This window comes from Streptomyces aurantiaciflavus (genome assembly GCF_049808595.1).
Taxonomy (GTDB): domain Bacteria; phylum Actinomycetota; class Actinomycetes; order Streptomycetales; family Streptomycetaceae; genus Streptomyces.
Map to the genome: position 1 here is coordinate 231,976 of NZ_JBNCAQ010000012.1, position 25,299 is coordinate 257,274.

23 protein-coding genes are annotated in these 25,299 nt (G+C 72.7%); 12 read left to right on the top strand and 11 right to left on the bottom strand.

Annotated features, from left to right (window positions below):
• Positions 1-232: 232 nt before the first annotated feature.
• The 3 genes from fxsT to ACPT94_RS17085 all read left to right on the top strand — a co-directional run bounded on the left by fxsT (position 233) and on the right by ACPT94_RS17085 (position 4,960).
• A complete protein-coding gene (fxsT, locus tag ACPT94_RS17075; protein ID WP_425246203.1) occupies positions 233-2,254 on the top strand; it encodes an FxSxx-COOH system tetratricopeptide repeat protein in 2,022 nt (673 codons plus the stop codon).
• A 101-nt stretch (positions 2,255-2,355) separates the two neighbouring features.
• A complete protein-coding gene (locus ACPT94_RS17080; RefSeq protein WP_425246204.1) occupies positions 2,356-3,861 on the top strand; it encodes a metallophosphoesterase family protein in 1,506 nt (501 codons plus the stop codon).
• 67 nt (positions 3,862-3,928) lie between these two features.
• The gene (locus ACPT94_RS17085; protein ID WP_360350126.1) at positions 3,929-4,960 is read left to right on the top strand and encodes an LLM class flavin-dependent oxidoreductase; all 1,032 of its coding nucleotides are present in this window, start codon (positions 3,929-3,931) and stop codon (positions 4,958-4,960) included.
• Positions 4,961-4,966: 6 nt separating this feature from the next.
• On the opposite strand, the gene ACPT94_RS17090 is transcribed toward ACPT94_RS17085, so the two are convergent.
• The gene (locus ACPT94_RS17090) at positions 4,967-5,941 is read right to left on the bottom strand and encodes a TauD/TfdA dioxygenase family protein (protein WP_425246205.1); all 975 of its coding nucleotides are present in this window, start codon (positions 5,939-5,941) and stop codon (positions 4,967-4,969) included.
• 131 nt (positions 5,942-6,072) lie between these two features.
• Here ACPT94_RS17090 and ACPT94_RS17095 point away from each other — a divergent pair, with 131 nt between their 5' ends.
• The 3 genes from ACPT94_RS17095 to ACPT94_RS17105 all read left to right on the top strand — a co-directional run bounded on the left by ACPT94_RS17095 (position 6,073) and on the right by ACPT94_RS17105 (position 8,373).
• Positions 6,073-6,903: an aldo/keto reductase gene (locus tag ACPT94_RS17095; RefSeq protein WP_425246220.1), complete on the top strand. Its 831-nt coding sequence runs from the start codon at positions 6,073-6,075 to the stop codon at positions 6,901-6,903.
• An 88-nt stretch (positions 6,904-6,991) separates the two neighbouring features.
• The gene (locus ACPT94_RS17100) at positions 6,992-7,573 is read left to right on the top strand and encodes a DNA polymerase ligase N-terminal domain-containing protein (RefSeq protein ID WP_360350120.1); all 582 of its coding nucleotides are present in this window, start codon (positions 6,992-6,994) and stop codon (positions 7,571-7,573) included.
• 56 nt (positions 7,574-7,629) lie between these two features.
• Positions 7,630-8,373: a class I SAM-dependent methyltransferase gene (locus ACPT94_RS17105; protein ID WP_360350117.1), complete on the top strand. Its 744-nt coding sequence runs from the start codon at positions 7,630-7,632 to the stop codon at positions 8,371-8,373.
• 39 nt (positions 8,374-8,412) lie between these two features.
• On the opposite strand, the gene ACPT94_RS17110 is transcribed toward ACPT94_RS17105, so the two are convergent.
• Positions 8,413-9,210 carry a class I SAM-dependent methyltransferase gene (locus ACPT94_RS17110; protein WP_425246206.1) on the bottom strand — a complete coding sequence of 266 codons (798 nt, stop codon included), beginning with the start codon at positions 9,208-9,210 and terminating at the stop codon, positions 8,413-8,415.
• A 164-nt stretch (positions 9,211-9,374) separates the two neighbouring features.
• Here ACPT94_RS17110 and ACPT94_RS17115 point away from each other — a divergent pair, with 164 nt between their 5' ends.
• Positions 9,375-10,736, top strand: a complete 1,362-nt coding sequence (locus ACPT94_RS17115) for a hypothetical protein (protein WP_425246208.1) — start codon at positions 9,375-9,377, stop codon at positions 10,734-10,736.
• 163 nt (positions 10,737-10,899) lie between these two features.
• Positions 10,900-11,337, top strand: a complete 438-nt coding sequence (locus ACPT94_RS17120) for a cupin domain-containing protein (RefSeq protein WP_425246209.1) — start codon at positions 10,900-10,902, stop codon at positions 11,335-11,337.
• 9 nt (positions 11,338-11,346) lie between these two features.
• Here the strand turns inward: ACPT94_RS17120 and ACPT94_RS17125 are convergent, their stop codons facing one another.
• The 4 genes from ACPT94_RS17125 to ACPT94_RS17140 form a co-directional block, all read right to left on the bottom strand.
• The gene (locus ACPT94_RS17125; RefSeq protein WP_425246210.1) at positions 11,347-13,701 is read right to left on the bottom strand and encodes an ATP-binding SpoIIE family protein phosphatase; all 2,355 of its coding nucleotides are present in this window, start codon (positions 13,699-13,701) and stop codon (positions 11,347-11,349) included.
• 83 nt (positions 13,702-13,784) lie between these two features.
• The gene (locus ACPT94_RS17130) at positions 13,785-14,252 is read right to left on the bottom strand and encodes a peroxiredoxin (protein WP_425246211.1); all 468 of its coding nucleotides are present in this window, start codon (positions 14,250-14,252) and stop codon (positions 13,785-13,787) included.
• Positions 14,249-14,629 carry a DoxX family protein gene (locus ACPT94_RS17135; RefSeq protein ID WP_360350102.1) on the bottom strand — a complete coding sequence of 127 codons (381 nt, stop codon included), beginning with the start codon at positions 14,627-14,629 and terminating at the stop codon, positions 14,249-14,251. Before ACPT94_RS17135 ends, ACPT94_RS17130 begins: the two co-directional genes overlap by 4 nt.
• Before the next feature lie 43 nt (positions 14,630-14,672).
• Positions 14,673-15,503 (bottom strand): AraC family transcriptional regulator, encoded by an 831-nt coding sequence (locus ACPT94_RS17140; RefSeq protein WP_425246212.1) that lies wholly within the window; start codon positions 15,501-15,503, stop codon positions 14,673-14,675.
• 81 nt (positions 15,504-15,584) lie between these two features.
• Here ACPT94_RS17140 and ACPT94_RS17145 point away from each other — a divergent pair, with 81 nt between their 5' ends.
• Positions 15,585-16,715, top strand: coding sequence for an MFS transporter (locus tag ACPT94_RS17145; RefSeq protein ID WP_425246221.1), 1,131 nt, complete (start codon positions 15,585-15,587; stop codon positions 16,713-16,715).
• A 2-nt stretch (positions 16,716-16,717) separates the two neighbouring features.
• Here ACPT94_RS17145 and ACPT94_RS17150 read toward each other — a convergent pair whose 3' ends face one another.
• The 5 genes from ACPT94_RS17150 to ACPT94_RS17170 all read right to left on the bottom strand — a co-directional run bounded on the left by ACPT94_RS17150 (position 16,718) and on the right by ACPT94_RS17170 (position 21,047).
• The gene (locus ACPT94_RS17150) at positions 16,718-17,239 is read right to left on the bottom strand and encodes a MarR family winged helix-turn-helix transcriptional regulator (protein ID WP_360350097.1); all 522 of its coding nucleotides are present in this window, start codon (positions 17,237-17,239) and stop codon (positions 16,718-16,720) included.
• Positions 17,240-17,341: 102 nt separating this feature from the next.
• Positions 17,342-18,511, bottom strand: a complete 1,170-nt coding sequence (locus ACPT94_RS17155) for an NAD(P)/FAD-dependent oxidoreductase (protein WP_425246213.1) — start codon at positions 18,509-18,511, stop codon at positions 17,342-17,344.
• Positions 18,508-18,702, bottom strand: a complete 195-nt coding sequence (locus tag ACPT94_RS17160; protein ID WP_425246214.1) for a ferredoxin — start codon at positions 18,700-18,702, stop codon at positions 18,508-18,510. The genes ACPT94_RS17155 and ACPT94_RS17160 overlap by 4 nt, the downstream gene beginning before the upstream one ends.
• A gap of 71 nt (positions 18,703-18,773) precedes the next feature.
• A complete protein-coding gene (locus ACPT94_RS17165; RefSeq protein ID WP_425246215.1) occupies positions 18,774-20,006 on the bottom strand; it encodes a cytochrome P450 in 1,233 nt (410 codons plus the stop codon).
• 318 nt (positions 20,007-20,324) lie between these two features.
• On the bottom strand, positions 20,325-21,047 hold the full coding sequence (locus ACPT94_RS17170) for a response regulator transcription factor (RefSeq protein WP_425246216.1): 723 nt from the start codon (positions 21,045-21,047) through the stop codon (positions 20,325-20,327).
• A gap of 478 nt (positions 21,048-21,525) precedes the next feature.
• On the opposite strand from ACPT94_RS17170, the gene ACPT94_RS17175 reads away from it, so the two are divergent.
• The 3 genes from ACPT94_RS17175 to ACPT94_RS17185 all read left to right on the top strand — a co-directional run bounded on the left by ACPT94_RS17175 (position 21,526) and on the right by ACPT94_RS17185 (position 25,182).
• The gene (locus tag ACPT94_RS17175; protein WP_425246217.1) at positions 21,526-22,575 is read left to right on the top strand and encodes a zinc-dependent alcohol dehydrogenase; all 1,050 of its coding nucleotides are present in this window, start codon (positions 21,526-21,528) and stop codon (positions 22,573-22,575) included.
• A gap of 139 nt (positions 22,576-22,714) precedes the next feature.
• A complete protein-coding gene (locus tag ACPT94_RS17180) occupies positions 22,715-23,902 on the top strand; it encodes a sensor histidine kinase (protein ID WP_360350082.1) in 1,188 nt (395 codons plus the stop codon).
• Between the two features lie 299 nt (positions 23,903-24,201).
• A complete protein-coding gene (locus tag ACPT94_RS17185) occupies positions 24,202-25,182 on the top strand; it encodes an ATP-dependent DNA ligase (protein WP_489686584.1) in 981 nt (326 codons plus the stop codon).
• Positions 25,183-25,299 lie beyond the last annotated feature (117 nt).

Sequence of the window (25,299 nt, forward strand, 5' to 3'; positions counted from 1 at the left end):
GCCGTCACCGAGTGCGCGGCCTCCTCCGCGCGCTCGGTGACGGCCTTCGGTATGTCCGCCACCTGCCGGAGCCTCGCCGCCATGTCCGCGGCGGCGTCGCACCGACGCGCCTTCGAGCGACCGTGCGCAGCGCCACCGGCGTCCACCAGCGTTGGCCGATCTCCCCCTTCGCCAGGGCGACTTCTCGGCTAAGATCGCGTCGGCCGTCGTCGTCGCGACCGGAGAGGGAGCCATGTGGCGCAGGCTCGTCGGCACGGTGGCCGGTCTGCTCGTGCTGTTCGTCGGCAGTCTCGCCTTCAACGCCGCCTCCGGGCAGAGCCGCTGGCCCGGGCCGCTGGACTTCGTGCGCGTCCACCCGTGGGTAGTGCTCCTGCTGCTGGTCCCGCTCGCATTGGCCGAACTGCGGCCGGAGCCGCGCGGTGACCGCACACCGCGCCCGACCACGCCCGCGACGTACCGGTTGCCGCCGCGCAACACACACTTCACCGGCCGCGACGCCACCCTGCGAGAGCTGCGGCAGCGCCTCACTTCGGCAGGCGACGTCGCGATGCAGGTCGTGCACGGGCTGGGCGGCGTGGGCAAGACGCAGCTCGCTGTCGAGTACGCGTACCGCTACCTGTCGAAGTACCGGTTCGTCGCCTTCGTCAACGCAGAGGACCCCGACCTGGTGGCATCGCAGTTCGCGTCGCTGGCCAGGGACCTGGGGCTGCTGGAGGTGAACTCGGAACAGGTCGTTTCGGGTGTGTACGTCACGTTGCGGGACCGCAGGCCCTGGCTGATCGTCTTCGACAACGCGGAGAAGCCGGGGACGCTCATGCACGCGCTGCCGTCGGGAGACCTGGCGAGGAACGGCCACGTGATCGTCACGACCAGGGTGAGCGGATGGGTGGGCAGGGCCGACGTGCTGGACCTGCAGGTGTTCACCAGGCAGGAGTCGGTGGAACTACTGGTCCGGCGGGTGCCCGGCACGACGGCGGAGACGGCGGACCGGATCGCGGAGCAACTGGGGGACCTGCCGCTCGCGTTGGAGCAGGCAGCCGGCTACATGGGCTACAACCAGACGGCGCCCGAGGAGTACCTGGCCCTGCTGACGTCGCGGTTGGAAGTCATGATCGGACGGGGCGAACTGGCCGACCGGCCGGCGGTGGTCGTCGCGACCCTGTGGCAGCTCAGTGTGCGCAAACTGCGGCGGGAACAACCGCAGGCGGTGCCGCTGCTGGAGCTGTGCGCCCTGCTGGCCCCGGACCCGATCCCGCTGGACCTGTTCACCGGCAGCCCGGAACCGGTGATCACGGCGGCGGCCGACCCGCTGGCGTGGGACACGACGGTCGGCACGCTGGCCGGCCTGGGCCTGGCACGGCGCGAAGACTCCTCCTTGGTGCTGCACCGGCTGGTCCAGGCAGCGATCCGAGCCACGATGTCCGACGACCAACTGGCGACAGCCCGGGCCCAACTGTGCCGTGCACTGCTGACGGCCGTGCCGCACGACATCCACGGCGACCCGGACGCACGACCGCGCTGGCACAGGCTGCTCCCGCACGTGCTGGCCGTGACCAAGGACGACCCACCGGTCCAGTGCGCCGCGGAGTCGGCGCTACTGCTGCGGCTGGCCTCGGAGTTCCTCCTGCAGATCGGCGATCCCGGAGTGGCGCTGCCGCTGTGCGAACGCGCCCTCGCGCTCGACGAAGCGCTTGAGGGCCGGGACGCAGAGGTCGGCTTCGACCTGATCACCCTGGCGCAGATCCACCGGGACCTCGGCGCGCCGCAGACGGCACGCCCGCTGGCGGAGCGTGCGCTCCACCTGCACGAGTCCTGTCTGCCGGCCGAAAGCCCCGCCATCGCAACGGACCTGGCGACACTCGCGCGGACGCTGTGCCTTCTCGGTGAGCACCGGGCGGCGCTGCCGCTGGCCGAGCGGGCGCTGCGGATCGACGAGGCCGCGTACGGGCCGGATGATCCCTACGTGAGCTTCGACCTGGTCGCCCTGGCGACCGTCCACGCAGACCTCGGCGACCACGCCACAGCAGTGCCACTGATCTCAAGGGCGCTGCGGATCCGCGAGTCCCACTACGCGCCGGACCACCTCTACATCGGCTATGCCCTGCTGTTCAAAGCCCAAGCCCTGCACGCAATGAACGACCCGTCCGCAGTGGACCCCGCACTCCGGGGCGCACACATCCTGCGCACCCAACTCGGCAGCACCCACCCCAAGACCGAAGACGCCCTCGCGCTGGCAGACCGCCTGAAGCAATGAGCCGCCGGGCCCCAGGGCGTGCGCCGGAGCGACGTCGTCCAGCCGTCGACCACCGTCAACCCGCGTCCGGGCCACCCCGGTTCGGTTGCTACGGTGCAGCGGTGTCTGACTCCTCACGCGATACCGCCGAAGGCGCCGGCTGGGGCGGCGCCGACCGGGGCGGGTACCGGCAGCTGATGCCCGCCGAGGTCCAGAAGATCTCGTGGCTGGACCCCAGGATGCTGTGGGCCGCGCGCAACGGCGTGCTGGCCTCCTGGTTCGGGGATCCCACGGGCCGTACCCGCGCCCGCTGGGTGGCGCAGCGGGCGGCGGCCGGGGCGCCCGCCGACAAGGTGATCCGGCGTTCGGACCCGGACCGCTTCTCCTTCATGGTCATCGGTGACACGGGTGAGGGCGACGATCCCCAATACGCGGTGGTCCCGGGCTTTCTGAAGGTGGGTCAGGACACGCGGTTCGCCGTCCTGGCCAGTGACGTGATCTACCCCGTCGGCAGCGCGGACGACTACGACGGCAAGTTCTTCCGGCCGTACCAGGACTACCGGGCGCCCATCTACGCGATACCCGGCAACCACGACTGGTACGAGGATCTCGGCGGGTTCATGCGCGTCTTCTGCGACGACGCCCCGCCGCTGCCCGCCGAACCCTCCCCGCGCCCGCTCACCCGTGCCTGGCTGCGCTCGCTGCTGTGGCACCGGCCCCGCGCCGGTGACGGTCAGCGCCTCGACGAGGCACGGACGTTGCGCTCCGCCCCGTCCCAACAGGCCGTGCAGCCGGGTCCGTACTGGGCGATCGACTCCGGGCCGGTGCGGATCATCGGTATCGACACGGGCCTGCTGGGCACGCTCGACGCCGAACAGGGCGCGTGGCTGCGTGAGGTGTCGAAGGGACCGCGTCCGAAGATCCTGATCACCGGCTCGCCGCTGTACGTGGACGGCGAGCACCACCCGTGCGCGATCGAGGGCGGTGGCACGGTCGACGAGATCGTGCGCGACCCGGAGCACCGGTACGTCGCGGCGATCGGCGGCGACATCCACAACTACCAGCGGTATCCGGTGCGTCTGGCGGACGGGCGCACCCTGCAGTACGTCGTGGCGGGCGGCGGCGGGGCGTTCATGCACGCCACGCACACCATCGCGCGGGTCGACGTCGGCGGCGTGGGCGAGGCGGACTTCCGCTGCTATCCGCTGCGCGGCGACTCCCTCGCCTTCTACAGCCGGCTGTACGGCCGCCGGCTGCGGATGCGCCGCTTCTTCACCCTCACCGAGGCCGAGGCCACGGCCGTGATCGCCGAGCGGCTGGGCATACCGCCGACCCGGACGCCGGGCGGCCAGGTGCGGCTCACCCAGCGCGTCCGGCTGGTCGCCAGTCTGCTCGGGGCCGGCCGCCGCCCCGACCGCACCGCACGCTTCCGCCTGCCGGTGCGCAAGATCTACACGCAGCTGTTCTCGCCGAGTTCGGCGACGTACAGCCCGCCCTTCTTCAAGTGCTTCCTGCGCCTGGACGTGAGCCCGGAGAGTGTCCGGCTGCGCTGCTACGCGGCCACCGGCAACCACGCGCAGGAGCTGGACCCGCCGGTGGAGGACGAGGTCACCATCCCGCTGGTCTGACCGGCCCTGCGACAATCACGGCAGAACCGGTGTACGGCGTGCACGCCGTCGAACGTTGGAGGGGCCCATGCCGTCCGCCTCACGCCCGCTGCGCAAGCTGGGCTTCCTCACGATCGGACTGTTCGACGAGGCCGATCCGCGCCGGGGACACGAGACCACGCTGGAGATCATCGAGCTGGGTGAGCGCCTCGGCTTCGACAGCGCGTGGGTGCGCCATCGGCACCTCCAGTACGGCATCTCCTCCCCCGTCGCCGTCCTGGCGGCGGCCTCGCAGCGCACGAGCCGTATCGAGCTGGGCACCGCGGTGATCCCTCTGGGCTGGGAGAACCCGCTGCGGCTGGCGGAGGATCTGGCGACGGTGGACATCCTGTCCGGCGGTCGGCTCAACCCGGGGGTGAGCGTCGGCCCGCCCATGCACTACGACCAGGTCAAGCGGGCCCTGTATCCGGACACGGGCGACGCCGAGGACTTCGGGTACGGGCGGGTGCGGCGGCTGCTGGACCTGGTGCGGGGTGAGGCGGCCACGGACTTCAGCGGCGTCGAGGGGTTCGAAACATTCTCGGACCGGGTGCAGCCGCAGTCCCCCGGTCTGGGCAGCCGTATGTGGTACGGCGGCGGCAGCCTGAGCTCGGCGCGGTGGGCCGGGGAGCACGGCATGAACTTCCTCACCAGCAGTGTCGTCAAGGCCGAGGGTCCGGACGGCGCCGGGGACTTCGCGGACATCCAGCTGTCCCACATCCGCGCCTTCCGAGCCGCCCACCCCGACGGGGAGGCCGCCCGCGTCTCCCAGGGCCTGGTCGTCATCCCGACCGACTCGGCCTCGCCCGAACAGCGCGCGAAGTACGAGGAGTTCGCCGCCGAGCGCCTGCCCAGGACGCGGTCCCCGCAGGGCCCGGCGCGTCTGCTGTTCGCGCCGGACCTGGTCGGCACCTCGGAGGAGATCGCCGAACGCCTGCACGCGCACGCCGCGTTCCGCGAGGTGGACGAGGTGGCGTTCGCGCTGCCGTTCACCTTCGAGCACGAGGACTACGTGCAGATCCTCACCGACATGGCGACGAAGCTCGGCCCCGCGCTGGACTGGCGGCCCGGTTTCGCCTGACCGAGGTCACCAGCGACCGGGCTCGGTCCCCACGATCGGCTCCGACGGCTTGCCGTCCACCCCCACCGGCACGTCTCCGGTGAGCATCACCCGGTGCATGGTGCGGGGGAAGCCGAGATGGGCGTTGTCGCCGGGGGCCAGGTGGATGGTGGCCCTGTTGTCCCAGAAGGCCACACTGCCCGGCTCCCAGCGGAAGCGGACCGTGTACTCGGGGCGGACCGCCTGCTCGAGCAGCATGTCCAGGACCGCCCGGCTCTCGGCTCGGGAGAGGTCCGCGATCTGCTCGACGTAGTAGCCGTTGACGTAGAGGATCCGTTCCCCGGTCTCCGGGTGGACGCGCACCAGCGGGTGCAGCGAGGCGACCTGGTGGTCCAGCAGATGCCGCACGTACGCGTCGTCGCCCGGACGCGGCTGGTAGCCGACGCCGAGCCGGTGCTCGGCGCGCAGACCGTCCACGAAGTCCCGCACCGGGCCGGAGAGTCCGGCGTAGGCGGCCGCCAGGTTGGACCAGGTGGTGTCGCCGCCGTACGGCGGCACGGTCTCGGCGCGCAGAATGGTCGCGGCCGGCGGGTCGATGCGGGCGCCGTGGTCGCAGTGCCAGCCACGCAGCAGGGTGTGGCGCCTGCGCTGGAGCCATTCGTCGTGCTCCATGCCGAACCGGCCGCCGAGCTCCAGCCGGTCGGCGGTGGTCTCGATCTCGGGGACGTCGGGCGGGGAGGCGCTTCCCCGCTTGCCCAGCACGACCGGCTCGCCGAACCGCCGGGCGAACGCCACGTGCCCGGCGTGGTCGAGGCGCTGTCCGCGGAAGAACACCACCTTCCAGCGCAGCACCGCCGCCCGGATCACGGCGACCTGGGCGTCGTCGACGCCTTCGGCCAGGTCGACGCCCTCGATCTCGGCACCGATGTGACCGGCGACCGGCCTCACCTCCAGCCCGGCCGCCCGCGCGGCCTCGTCCGTGATCCGGCTGTCCGTCGTCATGCGCGCTCCGATCGTCGTGGGGGTACGGCCCGATGCCGCCCGCTGGCTTCCTCCCCCACCCCTGAGGTTGATCAATCCTCGTCCCGTCCCCGAGGCTGGAAGGGACGACACAGTCGAGGGAAGGCCCGATGGTGACCCACATCCCGGTGCACACGCTCAACGACGGATCGAAGCTCCCGGCCCTCGGTCTCGGCACCTGGCCGATGGACGACGCGCAGGCGGAGGAGGCGGTGAGGGGGGCGCTCGCCCTCGGCTACCGCCTGATCGACACGGCGACGAACTACCGCAACGAGACGGGCGTGGGCCGTGGCGTGGCCCGCTCGGGCGTGCCGCGCGAGGAGATCGTGGTCACCACGAAGCTCCCTGGCCGTCACCACGGCTACGAGGAGACCCTCGCCTCCTTCGAGGAGTCCCGCCGCCGCCTCGGCCTCGACTACGTGGACCTGTACCTGATCCACTGGCCGCTGCCCCGCGTCGACCGGTACGTCGGCTCCTGGCGCGCCATGATCGAGCTCCGCGAGGAGGGCCTGGTCCGCTCGATCGGTGTCTCCAACTTCACCGCCGAGCACATCGAGCGCCTGGCGAAGGAGACCGGCGTCCTCCCGTCCGTCAACCAGATCGAGCTTCATCCGCTGTTCCCGCAGCCCGACCTGCGCGCCTTCCACCAGGCCAAGGGCATCGTCACGGAGAGCTGGAGCCCGCTCGGCCGAGGCTCGGCCCTCCTGGAGGACCCGGCCGTCGTCACGATCGCGGAGGCCCACGGCGTGACCCCCGCCCAGGTCGTCCTGCGCTGGCACATCCAGCTCGGCGCACTGCCCATCCCGAAGTCGTCGAGCCCCGAGCGGCAGCGCGCCAATCTCGACGTGTTCGGCTTCGAGCTGGGCCCGGCGCAGATGGGCGTGATCGCGGAGCGGGCGCACGAGCGGCTGGGCGGGGATCCGGAGGTGCACGAGGAGTTCTGAGGCGGCGCGCCGGCAGGGGGCCGACCTCTCCGCGGATGTGGCGGCGGGCCGCGGGCCGGGTACCCGGAGCGCTCGGGAAGGAGGGCTCATGGGTGAACAGGAGCGGCTGCGGGACTATCGCGGCAAACGCGACTTCCGGCGGACCGGGGAGCCGTCGGGAGCGCGGGCGGCGGGCGACGAGGAGCCGCGGTTCGTCGTGCAGATCCATGATGCGCGCACGATGCACTTCGACTTCCGGTTGCAGGTGGGCGACGTGCTGAAGTCGTGGTCGATCCCGAAGGGGCCCTCCGCGCGGCCGAAGGACAAGCGGCTGGCCGTGCCGACGGAGGACCATCCGCTGGAGTACGAGGAGTTCGAGGGGGTCATCCCGAAGGGCGAGTACGGGGGCGGGACCGTCATCGTGTGGGACCGCGGGACGTACGAGCCGCTGAGTCACGACGAGAAGGGGCGGGCCGTCGGATTCGAGGAGTCGCTCCGGCGGGGGCACGCCTCGTTCCGGCTGCACGGGTCGAAGCTGCGCGGCATGTACGCCCTCACCCGGTTCCGCGGTGAGGATGCCTGGCTGCTGGTGAAGGCGGGCGGCGGGCGCGGGCGAGGTACTCCCGACCCGCGCCGGGCGCGTTCGGTGCGGACCGGGCGGACGCTCGCCCAGGTGGCCGCCGAGGAGTGAGGGCGGCGGCGAAACCGAGTGGAGGTTCGGCGCTGGTGCCGCATACCTTCGACCGCATGGCTGACGAGTGCTTCGGGCATCCACGGCTCGCCGCGGTCTACGACCGGCTCGACCCCGATCGCAGCGACCTCGACGCGTACCTCCGCCTGGCGGAGGAGTTCGAAGCCCGCCGGGTGCTGGACATCGGCTGCGGGACAGGCGTGTTCGCCCTTCTCCTGGCTGATCGCGGGATCGAGGTCGTCGGCGTCGACCCCGCCGCGGCGTCCATCGACGTGGCCGAGGGCAAGCCAGGCGGTGAACGGGTGCGGTGGATCCGTGGTGACGCGACGGCCCTCCCGCCGCTGCGGGTCGACCTGGCGACCATGACGGCGAACGCCGCCCAGGAGGTCGTGGACCCGAAGCTCTGGCTGGAAACCCTGTCCAGGGCCTACGAGTCGTTGCGGCCGGGCGGACGCCTGGTGTTCGAGACCCGGGATCCGGCCAGGCGTGCCTGGCAGGAGTGGAACCGGGAGGACTCCTACCGCGTGACGGAGATCGCGGGCGTCGGTCCGGTCGAGAGCTGGGTCCAGGTGACGGACGTGAGTGGGCCGCTGGTGACGTTTCGGTGGACCTACGTCTTCGCTGCTGACGGACAGGTGCTGACGTCGGACTCGACGTTGCGGTTCCGTGAGCGGCAGGAGGTCGAGGCGGACCTGAGGGCCCAGGGATATGTGATCGACGATGTTCGTGACGCTCCTGACCGACCGGGCCGGGAGTTCGTCTTTCTCGCACGGCGCCCGGAGACGGGCAGCGCGGGTTGATCAACGCGGTCTCCGCGCCAGGGTATGTGGCAGCGGCCTTCATGGACGCGGTGAACGGCTCACCCGGATCTTCGACTGACCGTGCGGAAGCTGTTCCCAGTCCTCCATCAAGCGTGCGTACAGCGCGTGCTTGCGGGCGAGGGAGAGAAGGGTTTCGGCGCGGTAGTAGAAGTCCTCGCGCAGAACCTGGTGTTCGGTGCCCTCGGTGCGGTCGAAGGTGAAGTCGAAGAAGCCCTTGTCGGTGAGGACGCGTCCGACGTGGGCGAGGCATTCCTCGATGATGTGCGGCGGGGAGTGGGAGAAGACGCTGTGCGCTTGGACGACGTCGAAGTGATCGCCGGGGAGGAAGTCCAGGGTGAGGTCGCCGGTGAGGGTCAGGTGCGGCAGTTTGTGCTGGAGCCGGCGCTCGGTGAGGGTCTGCTTGGCGGCGATGAGGATGTCGGGCGAGATGTCGATGCCGTAGTAGTGGCCGGGGTCGAGGTAGTCGATGAAGCGCCAGCCGCCGCGCAGGTTGCCACAGCCGATGTCGAGCATCCTGTGCCCGGGCAGGAGGCCGTGTCCGACGAGGTAGTCGAACTGCATCCGCCCGAGCGCCAGCCAACGGTCGTGGCTGCGGCTGCCGACGGCGGCCTCCGGGTCACGGCGGGTGTCCGAGGCCATCACCGCCCGGTAGTAGCCGACGTGGTCGGGGTGCCTGAACCGCAGCCAGGCGTCCCTGGTGGCGCGGCGGAGGTACGGGGCGACGCGGCCGGGGTGGCGCAGGGCGTAGCCGGCCTTGTGGGTGAGAGTGGAGCGGTTGCGCTCCGGCTTCTTCGAGGACTTCGGGTGCCGGGCCATGGCGGTGACCTCCGTACGCGGACGATCCCCCGATGTGGGAGAAGCCTGTGACGGTCTCCCTCCCACGGCACCACTGCTCGCGCCCTCCCACCAGCGCACCGGCCCGTCCGGGTGGGGCGGGGCCGTAGGGAGGGCGCGCGGGGGGGGCCGACTAGGTTGGGCGCATGACAAGCCTCCGCCATCCGCAACTGTCCGGGCTGGGGCGAAACCCGGCCGCTCCTCAGGATGTCCTGGTGCGGCTGGCCGCGCACAAGGCCGGCCGGCACGGGATGTCGCTGCGGCGCGGGCGGTTGGCGGACGCGGTTGTCGAGGCTCTGCTGACGCACGGCGACGGCGACACCGCGGTGGGACTGCACGGGAAGCGGATCTCCCCGGCGATGCGCCGCAGGATCGCCGAGCATCCCGATCCGGCGATCCGTGACGCGTACGCGGACTTCGTCCGCCACACCGTGGACCGCGAGGTGCCGACGGGCATCGACGCCCTGGAGGAGGCCCACGGTCAGCATCGGACAGCGCTTGCCGGCGCGCCGGATCCGAAGCTGCGCGCCGCGGTCGCGCGTGCCTGGTACGACCGGCCGGTCGCGGTGCAGGTGGGACTGCTCGCCGACCCGGATCCGCAGGTCCGCGCGGCCGCCACCGAGCATCGGCAACCGGGTGTCCCGCCGGAGTGGCGGGAGCGTTGTCTCGCCGACCCGGCCGTGCGCGTCAACGTGGCGCGCTACGTCCCGCTGACGTCGGACCAGTTCGCCCAGCTCATGCGCACCGAGGACGAGGAGGTCGTAGGGGCAGTCGCCGAGAACCCGCACCTGTCCGCCGACATGGTCGCCCGGCTCCTGGACATCGACGACCCGGCCGTGCGCGTCGCGGTGGCGCAGAGCCGCCACGTCGACGCCGAAACCCGCAACCGGCTGTACGCGCTCGTCGAAGCGGAACGCGCCGCCGGAAGCGTCGCGGCCGATGTGGCGCTGAACTGGAGCTTCGCCGAGCCGGGCTGGCTGCGCGAAGCGCCCCTCGACGAGCGGATGGCCTACCTGGACTGCCCGTACCCGATCTTCCGGCGCGTACTGGCCTCCTGCCGTGACCTGCCGGAGGAGGCATGGCGTCGGCTGGACGACGACCCGGACATCGCGGTCCGCCGCGCCGCCGCCCGCCGGCCGGACGCACCGCCGGAGGTCCTGGAGCGGCTGGTACGCGCCCACGGCGACGTGTTCCACGTCCGGCCGCTGCTCGTCGAGCACCCCAACTTTCCCCGTCACGCGCTGCGCACGTTCGTCGACGAACCGAGCCCGCACGTGCGCTACGTCGCCCTGCAGGATCCCGAACTGCCCGTGACAGCCCTTCAGCGACTCGCCGGCGCTTCGGAGTCGTTCCTGCGCTGCGGGGTCGCCCGTCACCCCAACATCACGGACGCGCTGCTGGAGCACCTGCTGTCGGACGCGGACCCCGAGGTCTCCGACGAGGCCGCTGCCCATCCCGCGCTGCGGCCCGCCCGGATGTATCGGATTCTCACCGATGCCGGTCTGTGACTCGGGACGGCAGAAGGCACACCCGGTCGGCAGCCCTTCAGGTGTGTCCAGGGAGCGCGCGACCCGAGCGCGTCGAGTTCCAGAAATTCGGCCCCAACTCCCTTTCGCTGCCTCTACGTTCTCTGCGGAACGACCTACTCGTGAGCTCCCGTCCGGAGGTTCCATGCGCATCCCGTTCCGCACCGCTCTCACCGGCGCGGTCGCCGCCGCCACCGTCCTCGTCGGTCCGGCCACCGCCCACGCGACGCCTCCCGGGCCCGGGGTCAGCGGCCGGGTCATCGCCCGGACCACCGTGGGGGACACCGACTACGTCCTGCGGGAACTCACCGTTCCGCCCGGTCAGGCGACCGGCTGGCACTACCACGACGGGCCGGTGTACGCCGTCGTCCGGCAGGGCACGCTCACCCACTTCGACTCGACGTGCGCTTCCGACGGCGTCTACCCGAAGGGCGGCACCATCCAGGAGCCCGCCGGGCCCGGTTATGTGCACCTCGGCCGCAATCTCGGCGACACCCCGCTCGTCCTGGACGTGCTGTACGTGCTGCCGCACGGCGCGCCGTTCTCACAGGACGCGCCGAACCCGGGCTGCCCGTTCGAGTGATCCCGGTGGTCACAACAGTGACGGCGTCAGGCTCTGCTCGCACCAGATCGTCTTGCCCCGGGTCGTCTGACGGCTCCCCCAGCGCTGGGTGAGCTGGGCGACGAGGAGAAGACCGCGCCCTCCTTCGTCGTCGTTGTGGGCGCGGCGCAGGTGCGGCGAGGTGGAACTGCCGTCGGAGACCTCGCAGATGAGGGTGCGGTCGCGGATCAGCCGGAGCTGGACGGGGGGTTCGCCGTAGCGGATGGCGTTGGTGACCAGTTCGCTGACGACGAGTTCGGTGACGAACGCGGTCTCCTCCAGGCCCCATGCGGCGAGTTGTTCGGTGGCGGCCTGCCGGGTGGCGGCCACGTGGGCGGGGTCCGGGGTCACGTCCCAGGTGGCGACCTGCTCGGCGCCGAGCGCGCGGGTGCGGGCCAGCAGGAGGGCGACGTCGTCGCTGGGCTCCTCGGGCAGGACCGCCTTGAGCACGGTGTCGCACAGGGCGTCGAGGGTGGCGGCGGGCGCGGTCAGCGCGTTGCACAGCTCGGCGGTGGCACGGTCGACGTCCCGGTCGCGGTCCTCGATGAGACCGTCGGTGTAGAGGGCGACGACCGTGTCCTCGGGCAGTTCCAGCTCGACCGCCTCGAAGGGCAGACCGCCGACGCCGAGCGGGGGGCCGGGGGTCATCCGGACGAGGTCGGAGGTGCCGTCGGGACGGACCAGGGCGGGTGCGGGGTGGCCGGCGGCGGCGAGGTTGAGCCGGCGGGTGACGGGGTCGTAGACGGCGTAGAGGCAGGTCGCGCCGAGTTCCGCGACCTCGTCGCCGCCGCCTTCGTCGTCGTAGGCCGCGAGGTGGGTGACGAGGTCGTCGAGGTGGGTGAGGAGTTCGTCGGGCGGCAGGTCCACGTCAGCGAGGGTGCGGACGGCCATGCACAGCCGGCCCATGGTCGCCGAGGAGGGGATGCCGTGCCCCACGACGTCACCGACGACCAGGGCGACCCGGCTGCCGGAGAGCGGGATGACGTCGAACCAGTCGCCGCCGATGCCCGCGGTGGAGCCGCTGGGCAGATAGCGGTGGGCGACCTCGACCGCCGCCTGTCCGGGCAGTCCGCGGGGCAGCAGGCTGTGCTGGAGGGCGAGGGCGGTGGTGCGTTCCCGGGCGAAGCGGCGGGCGTTGTCCACGCAGACGGCGGCGCGGCTGGCGAGCTCCTCGGCGAACACGGCGTCGTCGGCCTCGTAGTCTTCCGGCTGTGCGACGCGTACGGCCACGGCGACGCCCAGTGTGGTGCCGCGGGCCCGCAGCGGCACCGCCATCATCGAGTGGACGCCTTCGCGGTAGGGACGTCCCGCCGGTGCTCGAGCGTTGCGTTCCGCGACCCACCGTCTGAACCCCGGCTCGCCGGCCTGGCTGACGACCGCCCGGCCCTCCCGCAGCGCCCGCGCGACCGGTGAGAACGAGGGGTAGACGTCCGTCTCTCCCAGGTGCACGGCCGCTTCGGGGGTGCCCTCGGTGACGGAGCCGTGAGCGACTCGCCGCAACAGGATCTCCGTGCCGGTCATGGGCGGCGGTTCGTCCGCGTCGAGGACCCAGTCGAACAGGTCCACGCTGGCGAAGTCGGCGAACCGGGGCACGACGACCCCGATCAGCTCCTCGGCCGTGCGGACCACGTCCAAGGTGGTGCCGATGGCGGCCGCGGCCTCGTTCAGCAGGGCCAGCCGTCGGCGCGCCCAGTACTGGTCGGTGCTGTCGAACGCGGCCAGGGCGGTGCCCAGGACCTCGCCGGAGGGATCTCGTACCGGCCACATCTCGATGCTCCAGGCGTGCTCCCGGTTCAGGGCCGGGGCGCCCGTGAAGCTCTCGTAGCGGGCCGGCCTGCCCGTCTCGGCGACGTGGCGCAGGTGCCAGTTGAAGCCGCGGCTGTGCTTGGCGTCCTCCACGGTCTCGGGGAAGTGCCGGCCGAGCAGGACCTCCTCGGGCACGCCCATCACGTGGCAGGCCGCGTCGTTGAGCCGCAGGTAGCGCTGGCGGGTGTCGAAGACCGACATCGACATGGTGGCCTGCTGGAAGGCACGGCCCGCGAGGGTCGGCTCGGTGTCCGGGGGCCGCTCGGCGGAGACCGTGAGGCCCGCGGGTTCGCCGCCGGGACCGAGGACCGGGCAGGCGGTCACGGTGACGGTGAGCGGGTGGCCGTCGCGGTGCCGTACGACGACGGGGCCGGTCCAGGCCCCGTCCAGCCGCGCCGGGACGGCATCGGCGAGCAGCTCGGCCGCCGGTCTGCCCACCGCCTCCTCGGCCGTGTGGCCCGTCAGCAGACGGGCACCCTCGCTCCAGCCCGTCACCATGCCCCGGGCATCGACGACGGCCACAGCGACGACGTGGTCCATGCCGTCCAGAATGGTCCCTTTGCCCGGCCGCATCAACCGCTGTCCCACCGCCTCGACCGCGGCGGGACGGGGCCCGGCGGCTCTCAGGAGCGATGGGCGCGCAGCACCTCCAGGGCACGGTCGGCGTGGGTGTTCATGCGCAGCTCGCTGCGCACGACCTCCAGGACGGTGCGGTCCTGCCCGATGACGAAGGTGACCCGCTTGGTGGGGGCCAGGGAGAAGCCGCGCTTCACGCCGAACCGTGCCCGTACCGCGCCGTCCACGTCGGACAGCAGCGGCATGCCCAGGGTGTGGCGGCCGGCGAACTCCTGCTGGCGGTCGACGGAGTCGCCGCTGATCCCGACGGGCCGGGCGCCCACGGCGGCGAACTCGGCAGCCAGGTCACGGAAGTGGCAGGCCTCGGCGGTGCAGCCGGGGGTGAGGGCGGCGGGGTAGAAGAAGAGGACCACCGGCCCGTCGGCGAGCAGTTCGGTGAGGCTGCGCACCGTCCCGGTCTCGTCCGGCAGCGCGAAGTCCTCGACCAGGTCACCGGTCTCCAGAGCCTTGCTCACGACTGTCCCTTCGTGTTCTCTGCGACGCTGCGGGCCCACAGCACGAGGGGCACCTGCAGGGGCAGCCGGCCGATCGCGGCCGCCTTGAGCGGGGTGGGGCGGTGCCGCGAGTCGACCGCCATCTTGATGTTGGCGGGGAAGACGCCGACGAAGAACGCCGCGGTGGCCAGCGCGGCCGCCTTCCGGGTCCTCGGCACCGCCAGGCCCGCCGCCAGCGCCAGCTCGGCGGCACCGCTGCCATACGTCCAGGCCCGGGGTGAGCCCGGCAGCGCGCGGGGGATGGTCGCGTCGAACGGGCGCGGCGCGGCGAAGTGGGCGACGCCCATGCCGGCCAGCAGGCCCGCGAGCAGCAGGGGTGAGCGTTCGGACCGGGGCACGGTTCCTCCTCTGACGGCCTAGGACCAGGCCTGGCGCGCGATCTTACGGGAGGGCGGAAGGCGCTCCGGTGGCGGGGCCTCCCAACTCGCTTGTGTCGCCGTGTCGGTGGCGCCGGCGAGGCGTGCTCCGGCCGCGGCGCAGATGCGTGCCCGGTGTGTGTCCGAAGGACTTGCGGAACACGTCGATGAACGCGCTCGCCGAGGACCAGCCGCAGCGGTGGGCGACCGCCGTGACCGGTGTGCCGTCGGCCAGCAGGCGCAGGGCGTGGTAGAGGCGGGACTGGGTGCGCCACTGGGGGAAGGTCATGCCGAGCTCGCTGCGGAAGAGGCGGCTGAGCGTGCGTTCGCCGGTGCCGGTCGCGGCGCCGAGCGCGGCTAGGGTGCGCTGGTCGGCGGGGTCGGCGTGGACGAGGTCGCACACCGCGGCCAGCCGGGGGTCGGTGGGGGTGGGCAGCCGCATCGGCTCCTGCGGTGAGGCGCGCAGCTGGTCGCGCAGGACGGCGAGGAGACGGGCGCGTTCGAGGCTCGTGTCGTCGGGCGTGCGGGTGTGGGCGCGGATCAGTTCGCGCAGCAGGGGGCTGACGGTGAGGACCGTGGGCGTGTCGAGGCCGAGCGGGTTGTCGTCGGCGGGCAGGCCGACCAGGTGCAGGTCGAGGTGGCCGTAGGCGCGGTGGGCGTGCACCGTCCCGGCGGGGATCCACAGGGCGCGGGTGCCGGGCGCGAACCAGGTGCCGGCGTCGGTGGTGACGGCGAGGACGCCGGAGCCGGCGTGGACGATCTGGTGGTCGTCGTGCCGGTGGGCGTCGATGCGCTGCCCGGCCGCGAGAACCTGGGTGCGGGTCGGCGCCGTGGGCGTGTGGCGGATGTTCGACACAAGTGGGCAGATTATCGGAAGCGCGACAGGCGGGGCCGCCGCGACGATCGCGGTGTGTCCGAGAAACGATCCGTCACCCTGATGTCCCTGGGTCACGCGTGTGTCGACGTGTACCAGGGGGCCGTGGCCGCGCTGGTCCCCTTCTTCGTCGCCGAGCGCGCCTACTCCTACGCCGCCGCCTCCGGCATCGTCCTGGCGGCCTCGCTGCTGTCGTCGGTGGCACAGCCGCTGTTCGGGGTGCTCACCGACCGGTGGGCGATGCCGTGGCTGCCGCCGCTGAGCGCGCTGGCCGCCGGGGTCGGCGTCGCGGCCTGCGGGGTGGGCGGCTCGTACGCGCTCACGCTGGCGGCGGTGGCCGTGTCCGGGGTCGGTGTGGCCGCCTATCATCCGGAGGCCGCGCGGGCGGCGCGGGCCGTCTCGGGCGGGCGGCACACGGCGATGGGCTGGTTCGCGCTCGGCGGCAACGTGGGCTTCGCGCTCGCGCCGCTGCTCGTCTCGGCGGCGGTCGCCGGCGGGGGTCTGCGGGCCACTCCCCTGCTCGTCGTGCCGGGGCTGGCGGGAGCCGTGCTGTGCGCGGCCGCGGTGCGCTCGGCGGGTGTCCGCGCCCCGGGCGGGGAGGCGGTCCGCAAGGCGGGCGCCGACGACTGGGGTGCGTTCCTGCGTCTGTCGGGTGCCGTGGTGTGCCGCTCGATCGTCTTCGTCGGCCTGAGCGCGTTCGTCGCGTTGTACGTCCGTGAGCGCACCGGCGGCGGGGCCGGGGCCGGCACGGCCGCCCTGTGCGTGCTGTACGCGGGCGGCGCGGTGGGGACGCTGGCCGGGAGCCGGCTGGCCGGGCGGTACGGTCGGCTGGCGGTCGTGCGCCGGTCGTACCTGGTGACGGTGGTCGCGGTGGCCGGGGTGGTGTTCGTGCCGGGCCCGGCGCTGTACGGGTTCGTCGCGCTCGCCTCGGCCGGGCTGTACGTGCCGTTCTCGCTGCACGTCACGCTGGGCCAGGACTGTCTGCCCGGGCGCGTGGGCACCGCGAGCGGCGTCACGCTGGGGTTGACGGTGAGCGTCGGAGGTGTCGCGGCCCCGGCCGTAGGGGCGCTGGCGGACGCCACGTCCTTGCGGACGGGCCTGCTCCCCCTCGTCGTACCGCCCGTGGTGGCCTGGCTTCTGGTGCGGGGACTGCGGGAGCCCGCTCCGGCCGTGAGGACGCTGGAGCGGACGTGAGGTCAGGCGCCGCCCGCGGGCGCCGGGGCCGACTGCTCGGTCTCCTCGTCGACGGAGTAGGAGAGGAAGTCGTCGACCATGCGGTGGAAGAGGGTGGCGAGCTGGCGCAGCTCCTCCGAGGACCACTCGGACAGGGCCAACTGCATACCGCGGGCGCCCGCCTCCCGGACCCGGTCGACGGCCGCGCGGCCGGCGTCGGTGAGCTGGATCCGCTGGGCGCGGCCGTCGTCGGGGTCGGGGACCCGGGTGACGTAGCCGGACTTCTGCAGCTGCTGCACCGTGCGGGTCACGTGCGAGGCCTCCACGCCCAGGCGCTGGGCCAGCTCCCCCGGCCGCAGCGGCTCGGAGTCGGCGACCTGCCGCAGCAGGGCCACGGCGGCGCGGTCGAGGGGGACGCCGGCCAGCGCCATCAGCCGGTCGTGCTGACGGGCGCGGGTGCTCAGGTAGGTGATGCGAGTGAGCGCGCGCTCGATCTCGATCACTTCCGGGGAGGCGGGGGCGATGGGGAGCGGTTCGGTGGACATGCGACCCACTTTACCATCTTGTTGCGTAACTCAAGTAAGTTACTGCGTGCGTTTACCCCGCGTACGCGGGGACGACGCGCGCACATGACGGGCGCCGCTCCGCTACGCCGCCGCGGGCACCGCCTCCTCCCAGTCCGCGCCGGCCGCGATCATCTGCCGCCACCGGCGGATCGCCCGGGGCGGCATCCCTACGGCGAGTGCCCCGCTCACCCGGCCGCCGGTGCGGTAGACGGCCACGAACCGCCGTTCGTCCAGGTCACCCTCGACCACGGCGACCTCCTCGTGGCCGCGCAGGAAGCCGTACGCCTGGATCTTCATGTCGTACTGGTCGGACCAGAAGTACGGCACCGGCGCGAACGGCTCGCGGCCCTCGGGGGCGAGCAGGTTGCGGGCGGCGGCCATGCCCTGCTCGGCCGCGTTGGTCCGGTGCTCGATCCGCATGGACGTGCCGAACAGCGGGTTGTGCCAGCGGGCCACGTCGCCCGCGCCGTAGACGCCCTGGGCGGCCTCCAGGTACTCGTCGCAGACCACGCCGTCGCCCACCGTCAGCCCGCTGTCGGCCAGCCACTCGGTGTTGGGCAGCGAGCCGATCGCGACGAGCACCTCGTCGGCCTCGACGACCTCGCCGTCGCCGAGCCGTACGCCGGCCTCGGTCACCTCGGTGACAGTGACCCCGCAGCGCAGGTCCACGCCCCGTTCGCGGTGGGCCCGCGACAGCGTCCGCCCGACCTCCACGCCGACCGCGTGGGCCAGCGGCACCTCCGCCGGTTCCAGAAGGGTGACCCGGGCGCCGAGCCGCCAGGCCACGGCGGCGGCCTCCGCGCCGATGAACCCGGCGCCCACCACGACCAGGTGCCGGCCCGGTGCGAGCCGCTCCCGCAGCGTGAGCGCGTCGTTCAGGCCGCGCAGCACATGCGCGCCCTCCCCCGGCAGCCGGCGCGGCCGCACCCCGGTGGCCAGGATCAGCCCGTCGTACGGCACCTCGGACCCGTCGGCGAGCCGCACCGCCCGGCCGATGAGGTCCAAGCCGGTGGCGGCGGCGCCGAGCCGCAGGTCGAGGCCGAGGGCGGCGATGTCACCGGCCGGGCGCAACGGCAGCCGGTCCGCGTCCCATTCGGCGGCGAGGAACTGCTTGGACAGCGGCGGCCGGTCGTACGGCAGGTGCGGTTCGTCGCCGACGAGGGTGAGCTCGCCGTCATAGCTCTCGCGGCGGAGGGTCTCGACCGCCGCGAGTCCGGCGGCCGAGGCGCCCACGACGACGATCCGGTTCACTGCTCCACCAGCCGGATCGCTGCGGCCGGGCAGATCGCCACGGCTTCCCGGACGTCGTCGACGAGGTCGGGACCGATCCGCTCCTCCAGCAGGATCGCGATGCCGTCGTCGTCCTGGTCGAAGACCTGCATGGCGGCGAGGACGCACTGCCCGGAGGCGACGCACTTGTCGGCTTCGAGTTCCACCTTCATGGGGTTCCCCTTCTTCTCTTCACGGTCGGTCTTCCCGGTCGGCTCTCGTGCCGTGGCGGGACGGGGAACCGTCACCAGGTCACGGGCAGTTCGTGGACGCCGTAGATGAAGGCGTCGTGCTTGAAACGGACGTCCTGCGGCGGGACGGCCGGCGCCAGGGTGGGGATGCGCCGGTAGAGGGTGCCGTAGACGACCTGCAGTTCCATGCGGGCCAGGGGCTGGCCGAGGCACTGGTGGACGCCGAAGCCGAAGGCGACGTGGCGGCGGGCGTCGCGGGTGATGTCCAGCCGGTCGGGGTCGGGGAAGACGTCCGGGTCCCGGTTGGCGATCTCGTTGACCATGATCACGCCTTCGCCGGCCTTGATGACCTGTCCGGCGATCTCGATGTCCTCGGTGACCGCGCGACGCCGGCCGAGGTGGGTGATGTGCAGGTAGCGCAGCAGTTCCTCGACCGCCGAGGCGACCAGCCCGGGGTCGTCGCTCTCACGGAGCAGGGCGAGCTGGTCCGGGTGCCGCAGGAGGGCGTAGGTGCCGAGCGCGATCATGTTCGCGGTGGTCTCGTGGCCCGCGATCAGCAGGAGCAGCGCCATCTCCGTGGCCTGCCGGTGGTCGATCTCCCCGGCGCCGACGCGGCCGGCGATGCTCGACAGCAGGTCCTCGCGCGGGTCGGCGAGCCGCTTGCCGACAAGGCCGGCGAGGTAGGCGGCCACCTCGCGGCTCGCCCGGCCCCGCTGTTCGGGCGTGGCGTCGCGGTGGACCATCGTCTTGGTGTGGTCCTGGAAGAAGGCGTGGTCGTCGTAGGGCACGCCGAGCAGTTCGCAGATCACCAGCGAGGGCAGCGGGAGGGCGAACCGCTCGACGAGGTCCGCGGGTTGGGGGCCGGCCAGCAGGTCGTCGATGAGGCCGTCCACGATGCGCTGCACGGCGGGCCGCAACGCCTCCACCCGCTTGACGGCGAACGGCGCCGTCACCATCCGGCGCAGCCGGGCGTGTTCGGGGTCGTCCATCATGATGAAGCTGAGCTTGCCCTCCCCCGCCTCGGGCGAGGCCTTGGTCGGGTAGCCGGGGCTGTCGGTGTCCGCGCTGACCCGCGGGTCGCCCAGCAGCGCCCGCTGCTCGGCGTAGCGGGTCACGAGCCACGGCTCGCTGCCGTCCCACAGCCGCACCTTCGTCAGCGGGCCCCGCTCCCGCAGCTCCTTCAGGGCGGGCGGCGGGTCGAACGGACAGCGATCCGCCCGGGGCATCGGGAACTCCGGGACGGCGTCGGGGACTTCGGGGACCGGACCGGTCGGGGTGTCGGCCATGGTTCTCCTCGGTGGTGGGGGGCTCCGGAGGGGCCGGAGCGCCGGAGGGAAGGGGGCGAGGCCTCGATGAGCACATGCAAACAGAGAGGGCTGACGCCTTCCGGTCAGATTCCTGCCAGAAACCTGACGTGACGTGGCTCACATGACGGGCGGGGGTCGTGCGACGAATGAAGCGCCCCGGCAACTCGCCCGGATCGGACGGGACTTGTTCGCCCGCCGATACCCGCGCACTCACCGCGAAGGGCGGTGCCGCAGCGGCGCGGCACCGCCCTCGGCCGATCGACGACCGGACGCCTTCGGCGTTTGCTCGGCCCCTTGTCAGCCTTCGTCCTCGCGCCTGCCCAGCCAGTAGCCGAAGCCCCGCCGGGTGTGGATCAACGCGGGCGCGTCGCGGTCCACCTTGCGTCGCAGGCGGGAGACGAGCTGCTCGATCGCGTTGTCGCCGCGGAAGTCGCCCCACACGTACCGGCTGATCTGCTCCTTGGACAGCACGCGGTGCGCGTTGACGAGGAGGTGGCGCAGCAGGCGGTACTCGGCGGGGGTGAGGTCGAGGGGGCGGGTGCCGCGCCAGGCCCGGCAGAGGGAGTCGTCGAGGACGAGGTCGCCGTGGCGCGGGAAGTGGCCGGGGCCGCCGAGGGCCGTACCGCGCAGCAGGACCTGCATCCGGGCGAGCACCTCGGCCACCCGGAAGGGTTTGGTGACGTAGTCCTTCTCCCCCACGCCGAGTTCGGGCAGGAGCCGGTCGAGGAAGCCGCAGGCGGTCACGTAGAGGACCGGCGGCAGGTGGGCGACGACCGGGCGGCCGGTACGGGCGACCCCCGCGAGGTCGGGAAGGGCGGTGTCGGCGACCACGAGGTCGAACCGGTGGGCCTCGAGCCGCGCCAGCGCCTCGGCGAGCGTGTCCGTGAGGCTGATCCGGTAGCCGGCCAACTCCAGGGTCGTGGCAAGCAGTTCGACGAGGTCCGGTTCGCCGGCGACGACCAGGACGTGCCGGCCGGCACCGCGGGCGAACGACGGCTGCTCCGTCGTGTCGCCGTACATGGACGAGACCGTTCGCGAGGGGAGCATGCTCGGCGCCATGGGGGGCGGGGGGTCCGGGCGGAGTAACGGCCCAACGGCGTCAGGGTCTGCCCGACGGTCGTCACGCCATGGGCGGCGCGGTGCCTGCATGGGACCTCACCCTACCTTTCTGATTGCGTGACTCAAGTAAGGCGATCGCTTGCTTGACTCAAGTAATTCCATTATGTTTGCCTAACTCAAGCAACAACGAGGTCCGCATCTGAACCTGGTCGCCCCTCCCCGGGACGACTTCGTGGACCGGGAGCCGCCTTGAGCGGAGGCGGCTCCCCGAGCGCCGAACCCGTGGGGACGGGGGTCGGCGCGGTCCGCGGGCCCGGCGGCCGGCTCCCTCCCCCGACCGGCGCCGGGCCCGAGGACACCTCCGCCTTCCGACGTCGACGACGGCCCGAACGGCTCCGAAACCCCTACGCGCTGCACCGACCAGAGAAAGGCTCCCCTGATGAGCACCATGAAGTCCGTCCGGACCGGCGGCGTCGACAAGATCGACGTCGTGGACGTCGAGCGCCCCGTGCCCGGCCCGAAGGACGCGCTCGTCCGGATCCGCGCCTGCGGCATCTGCGGCACCGACGTCACCTTCCTGCACATGGGCGGCATGCCGGCCCGCGCGCACCTGGGCGGCGACATGATCCCGGTGGCCTTGGGCCACGAGCCGGCCGGTGAGGTCGTGGAGGTCGGCGCCGAGGTGAACGGCCTGGAGGTGGGCGACCGGGTGGTGGTCAACCCGCAGGACGCGCCGACCGGCATCATCGGCTGCGGCGGCAGGTACGGCGGTATGAGCGAGTACCTGCTGATCGAGAACGCCGAGGTCGGCAAAAGCGTCGCCGTCTTCCCGGACACCGTGCCGTTCGACGTCGCCTCGCTCAACGAGCCGATGGCCGTGGCCCGCCACTGCGTCAACCGCTCCGAGGCGAAGCCCGGCGACAAGGTCGTCGTCTTCGGCGCCGGGCCGATCGGACTGGGCGCCGCGATCTGGCTGAAGCTGCGCGGTGTGGAGCACGTGGTGGTCGCCGACGTCATCCCCTCCCGGCTGGCGAAGGCACTGGCCGTGGGTGCGGACGCCGTCATCGACTCCGCCGAGGAGGACGTGGCCGCCCGTCTGACCGAGTTGCACGGCCAGAGCGCCAACGCCCTCGGCCAGCCCCGGCCCGGCACCGACATCTTCATCGACGCCGCCGGTGCCCCGGTCGTCTTCAACACCGTGGTGAACTCAGCCAAGTGGGGCGCGAAGCTCGTCATGGTGGCCGTGCAGAAGAAGGGCTCCGAGTTCGACCTCGGCGGCATGCTGCGCAGTGAGCTGACCCTCGTCGCCTCCCAGGGCTACCCCACCGAGATCTTCGAGGTGACCCCCGAACTGGTCGAGCACCAGGAGCGCTTCGCCCGGCTCATCAGCCACCGCGTCCCGTTCTCGCAGGCCGAGCGCGCCTTCGAGCTCACGCTGACGCCGGGCGCGGCGGAGAAGGTCGTCGTCACCCTGGACGACGAGGACTGAGCGGGCGCCGGCGCCCGACGCCGGCCGCACAGCCGTCGGGCGGGCCACGACCGGTCCGCCCGCCGAGCTGGCACACACCTCTTCCGCACCCCACCGGCTCCGCCCCCGTCCCCTGCTCCGCACGAGAGGAACGGCATCCATGCGCGCGACCCTGCGACAGGCGGGGCGGGCAACGGTCCACCTCGTCCTGGCCGCCGCCATGGCCTTCGGTACCTACCTCTTCATCACCGTCCTGCTCCTCACCGCCACGGGCGCGGTCGCGCTGGTCGGGATCTGGATGGTGCCGGAGACCGTGCTGCTGATCCGCCGGATCGCCGACGCGAAGCGGCGGTTGACGGCCCGCTGGACCGGCCGGGAGGTCCCCGAGGCCTACCGGCCGCTCACCGGCCCCCTCCCCGAACGGCTGCGCACGGCCGTCAAGGACCCGGGCACGCTGACCGACCTGCGCTGGATGGTCGCGTACTACGTCTACGGCTGGCTGACGGTGCTGATGGTTCCGTTGTGGCCGGCGGCGCTCGTGGTCGACGGCGTGTGGGCCGGCCTGCTGCGCCGCGCCCCGGTGGTGCTGCCGCTCATCGTCGGCCTCGCCGGCCTGGAGGCCCGTTGGTCGGCCGCCCTGCTCAGGCCCTCCCCGCAGGCGCTGCTGGCCAGGCGGGTCGAGCAGCTGGCCACGACCCGGGCGGACGCGGTCGCCGCCCACGGTGCCGAGCTGCGCCGCATCGAACGCGACCTGCACGACGGCGCCCAGGCCCAGCTGGTCGCCCTCTCCCTGCGCATCGGGCTGGCCCAACGGGCCTACGAGGGCGACCCGGAGGCCGCGCGCAAGCTGCTCGCCGCCGCGCAGGAGCAGGCCGAGGAGGCGCTCACCGGGCTGCGGCACGTGGTGCGCGGCATCCATCCGCCGATCCTCACCGACCGGGGACTCGTGGGTGCCGTACGGGCTCTCGCGGCGCGATGGGGGTCCCCCCGCTCGTCCGAAGCCGAGGGTGGGGCAGGGCTGCGGGTGGCCGTGCACGCGGACGAGCTGGAGGACGGGGCACGGGCGCCGGCGGCGGTGGAGGCCGCCGCCTACTTCGTCGTCGCCGAGGCGCTCACCAACGCCGCCAAGCACAGCGGGTCCGACCGGGCCGACGTGTGGCTCGCCCGGTCCCGGACGGGGCTGAGCGTGCGGGTGCGGGACGAGGGCTGCGGGGGTGCCGACGACAGCGCCGGTTCGGGGCTGCCGGGCATGCGCCGCCGGGTCGCCGCGCTCGACGGAACCGTGCGGGTCACGAGCCCCGTGGGCGGACCGACGGTGGTCGACGTCGAGCTGCCCTGCGTGTGGTGAGGGAGCCCGGGCCCGGTCGTCTGTGGCCCCGGCGTACGGGTGGCGCCGGCGCCCGACCGGTTCCGTCAGGTGTACACACGGGCCCGGGAACCCGGTGCCGACGCACGACGGGCGATCCCACGCTCATCGAGGAGTACGGCCTGCGGTGGACCGGCGCCCACGTCGTGCTGCACACCGGCGACCGGCCCACCCACCTGGGCGTCTTCGGCTACTCCGGCGACTGAGCCTGTTCCCCTCCGTTCAGGGGAAACGCCTGCACGGTGCGCGTGACGGGCCGCGGCCCTGTCGACTCTCACCCCGTGACCCTCCCCCTGATCGCCCCCATGCTCGCCACCCCCGGCACCCTGCCGTCCGCGGCGCAGGACGCGCGGTGGGCCTACGAGACCAAGCAGGACGGTCAGCGGGCGGTGGTCTACCTCGCCGGGGACGGAAGCGTCGTGCTGCGTGCGCGGTCGGGCGAGGACATCACCGCCGCGTATCCGGAACTGCGGCCGGTCGGCGGTGCGCTCGGGCGGACACCGGCCGTGCTGGACGGGGAGGTGCTCGCGCTGGACGAACAGGGGCGGGCCGACTTCCAGTTGCTGCAGGCCCGGATGGGGCTGGTGCAGGCGCCCGGCAGGGCGGCGCGGCTCGCGGCCTCGGCGCCCGTCCACCTGGTGCTGTTCGACGTGATGCACCTGAGCGGCCGCTCCCTCCTCCGGCTCCCCTACGCCCGGCGGCGGGCGCGGCTGGAGGGGCTCGGTCTGGAGGGGCCGTACTGGTCGACGCCGGGGGCGATCGTCGGGCACGGACGGGAGGCGCTGGAGGCGACACGCGCGCACGGTCTGGAGGGGCTGGTGTGCAAGCGGCTGGACTCGGTGTACGAGCCCGGGGTGCGTTCCCGGAACTGGATCAAGATCCGCAACATGCGCACCGCGGACGTGCTGATCGGCGGCTGGCTGCCCGGCAAGGGCCGGCTCACGGGACTGCCCGGCGCGGTCCTCGTCGGGCAACGGGCGGGGACGGCCCTGCGCTACGTCGGCAGCGTGGGCACGGGCTGGAGCGAGGCCGAACGGGTCGAGCTGGCGGCGCTGTTGCGGGCCGGCGCGACCGACGTGTGCCCCTTCGACCCGGTGCCGGCGGCGCGGGGCGCGCACTGGGTGCTGCCCCGGCTGGTCGGTGAGGTCCGTTTCAGCACCCGTACCCGGGCGGGACTGCTGCGCCAGCCGTCCTGGCTGCGGCTGCGGACCGACCTCACGCCTGAGGAGTCGGCGGCCGACATCCCGGACAATCCAGTCTGATGTACCGTCACATCCCGAGTATTGGGCCGCACTTCACCATCGATACGCCTGCGACCTCTTGGCGCGGAAGTGAAAACCGGGGAAGCTGAACCGCCTTTTCCCCCACAGCCGTTCGGC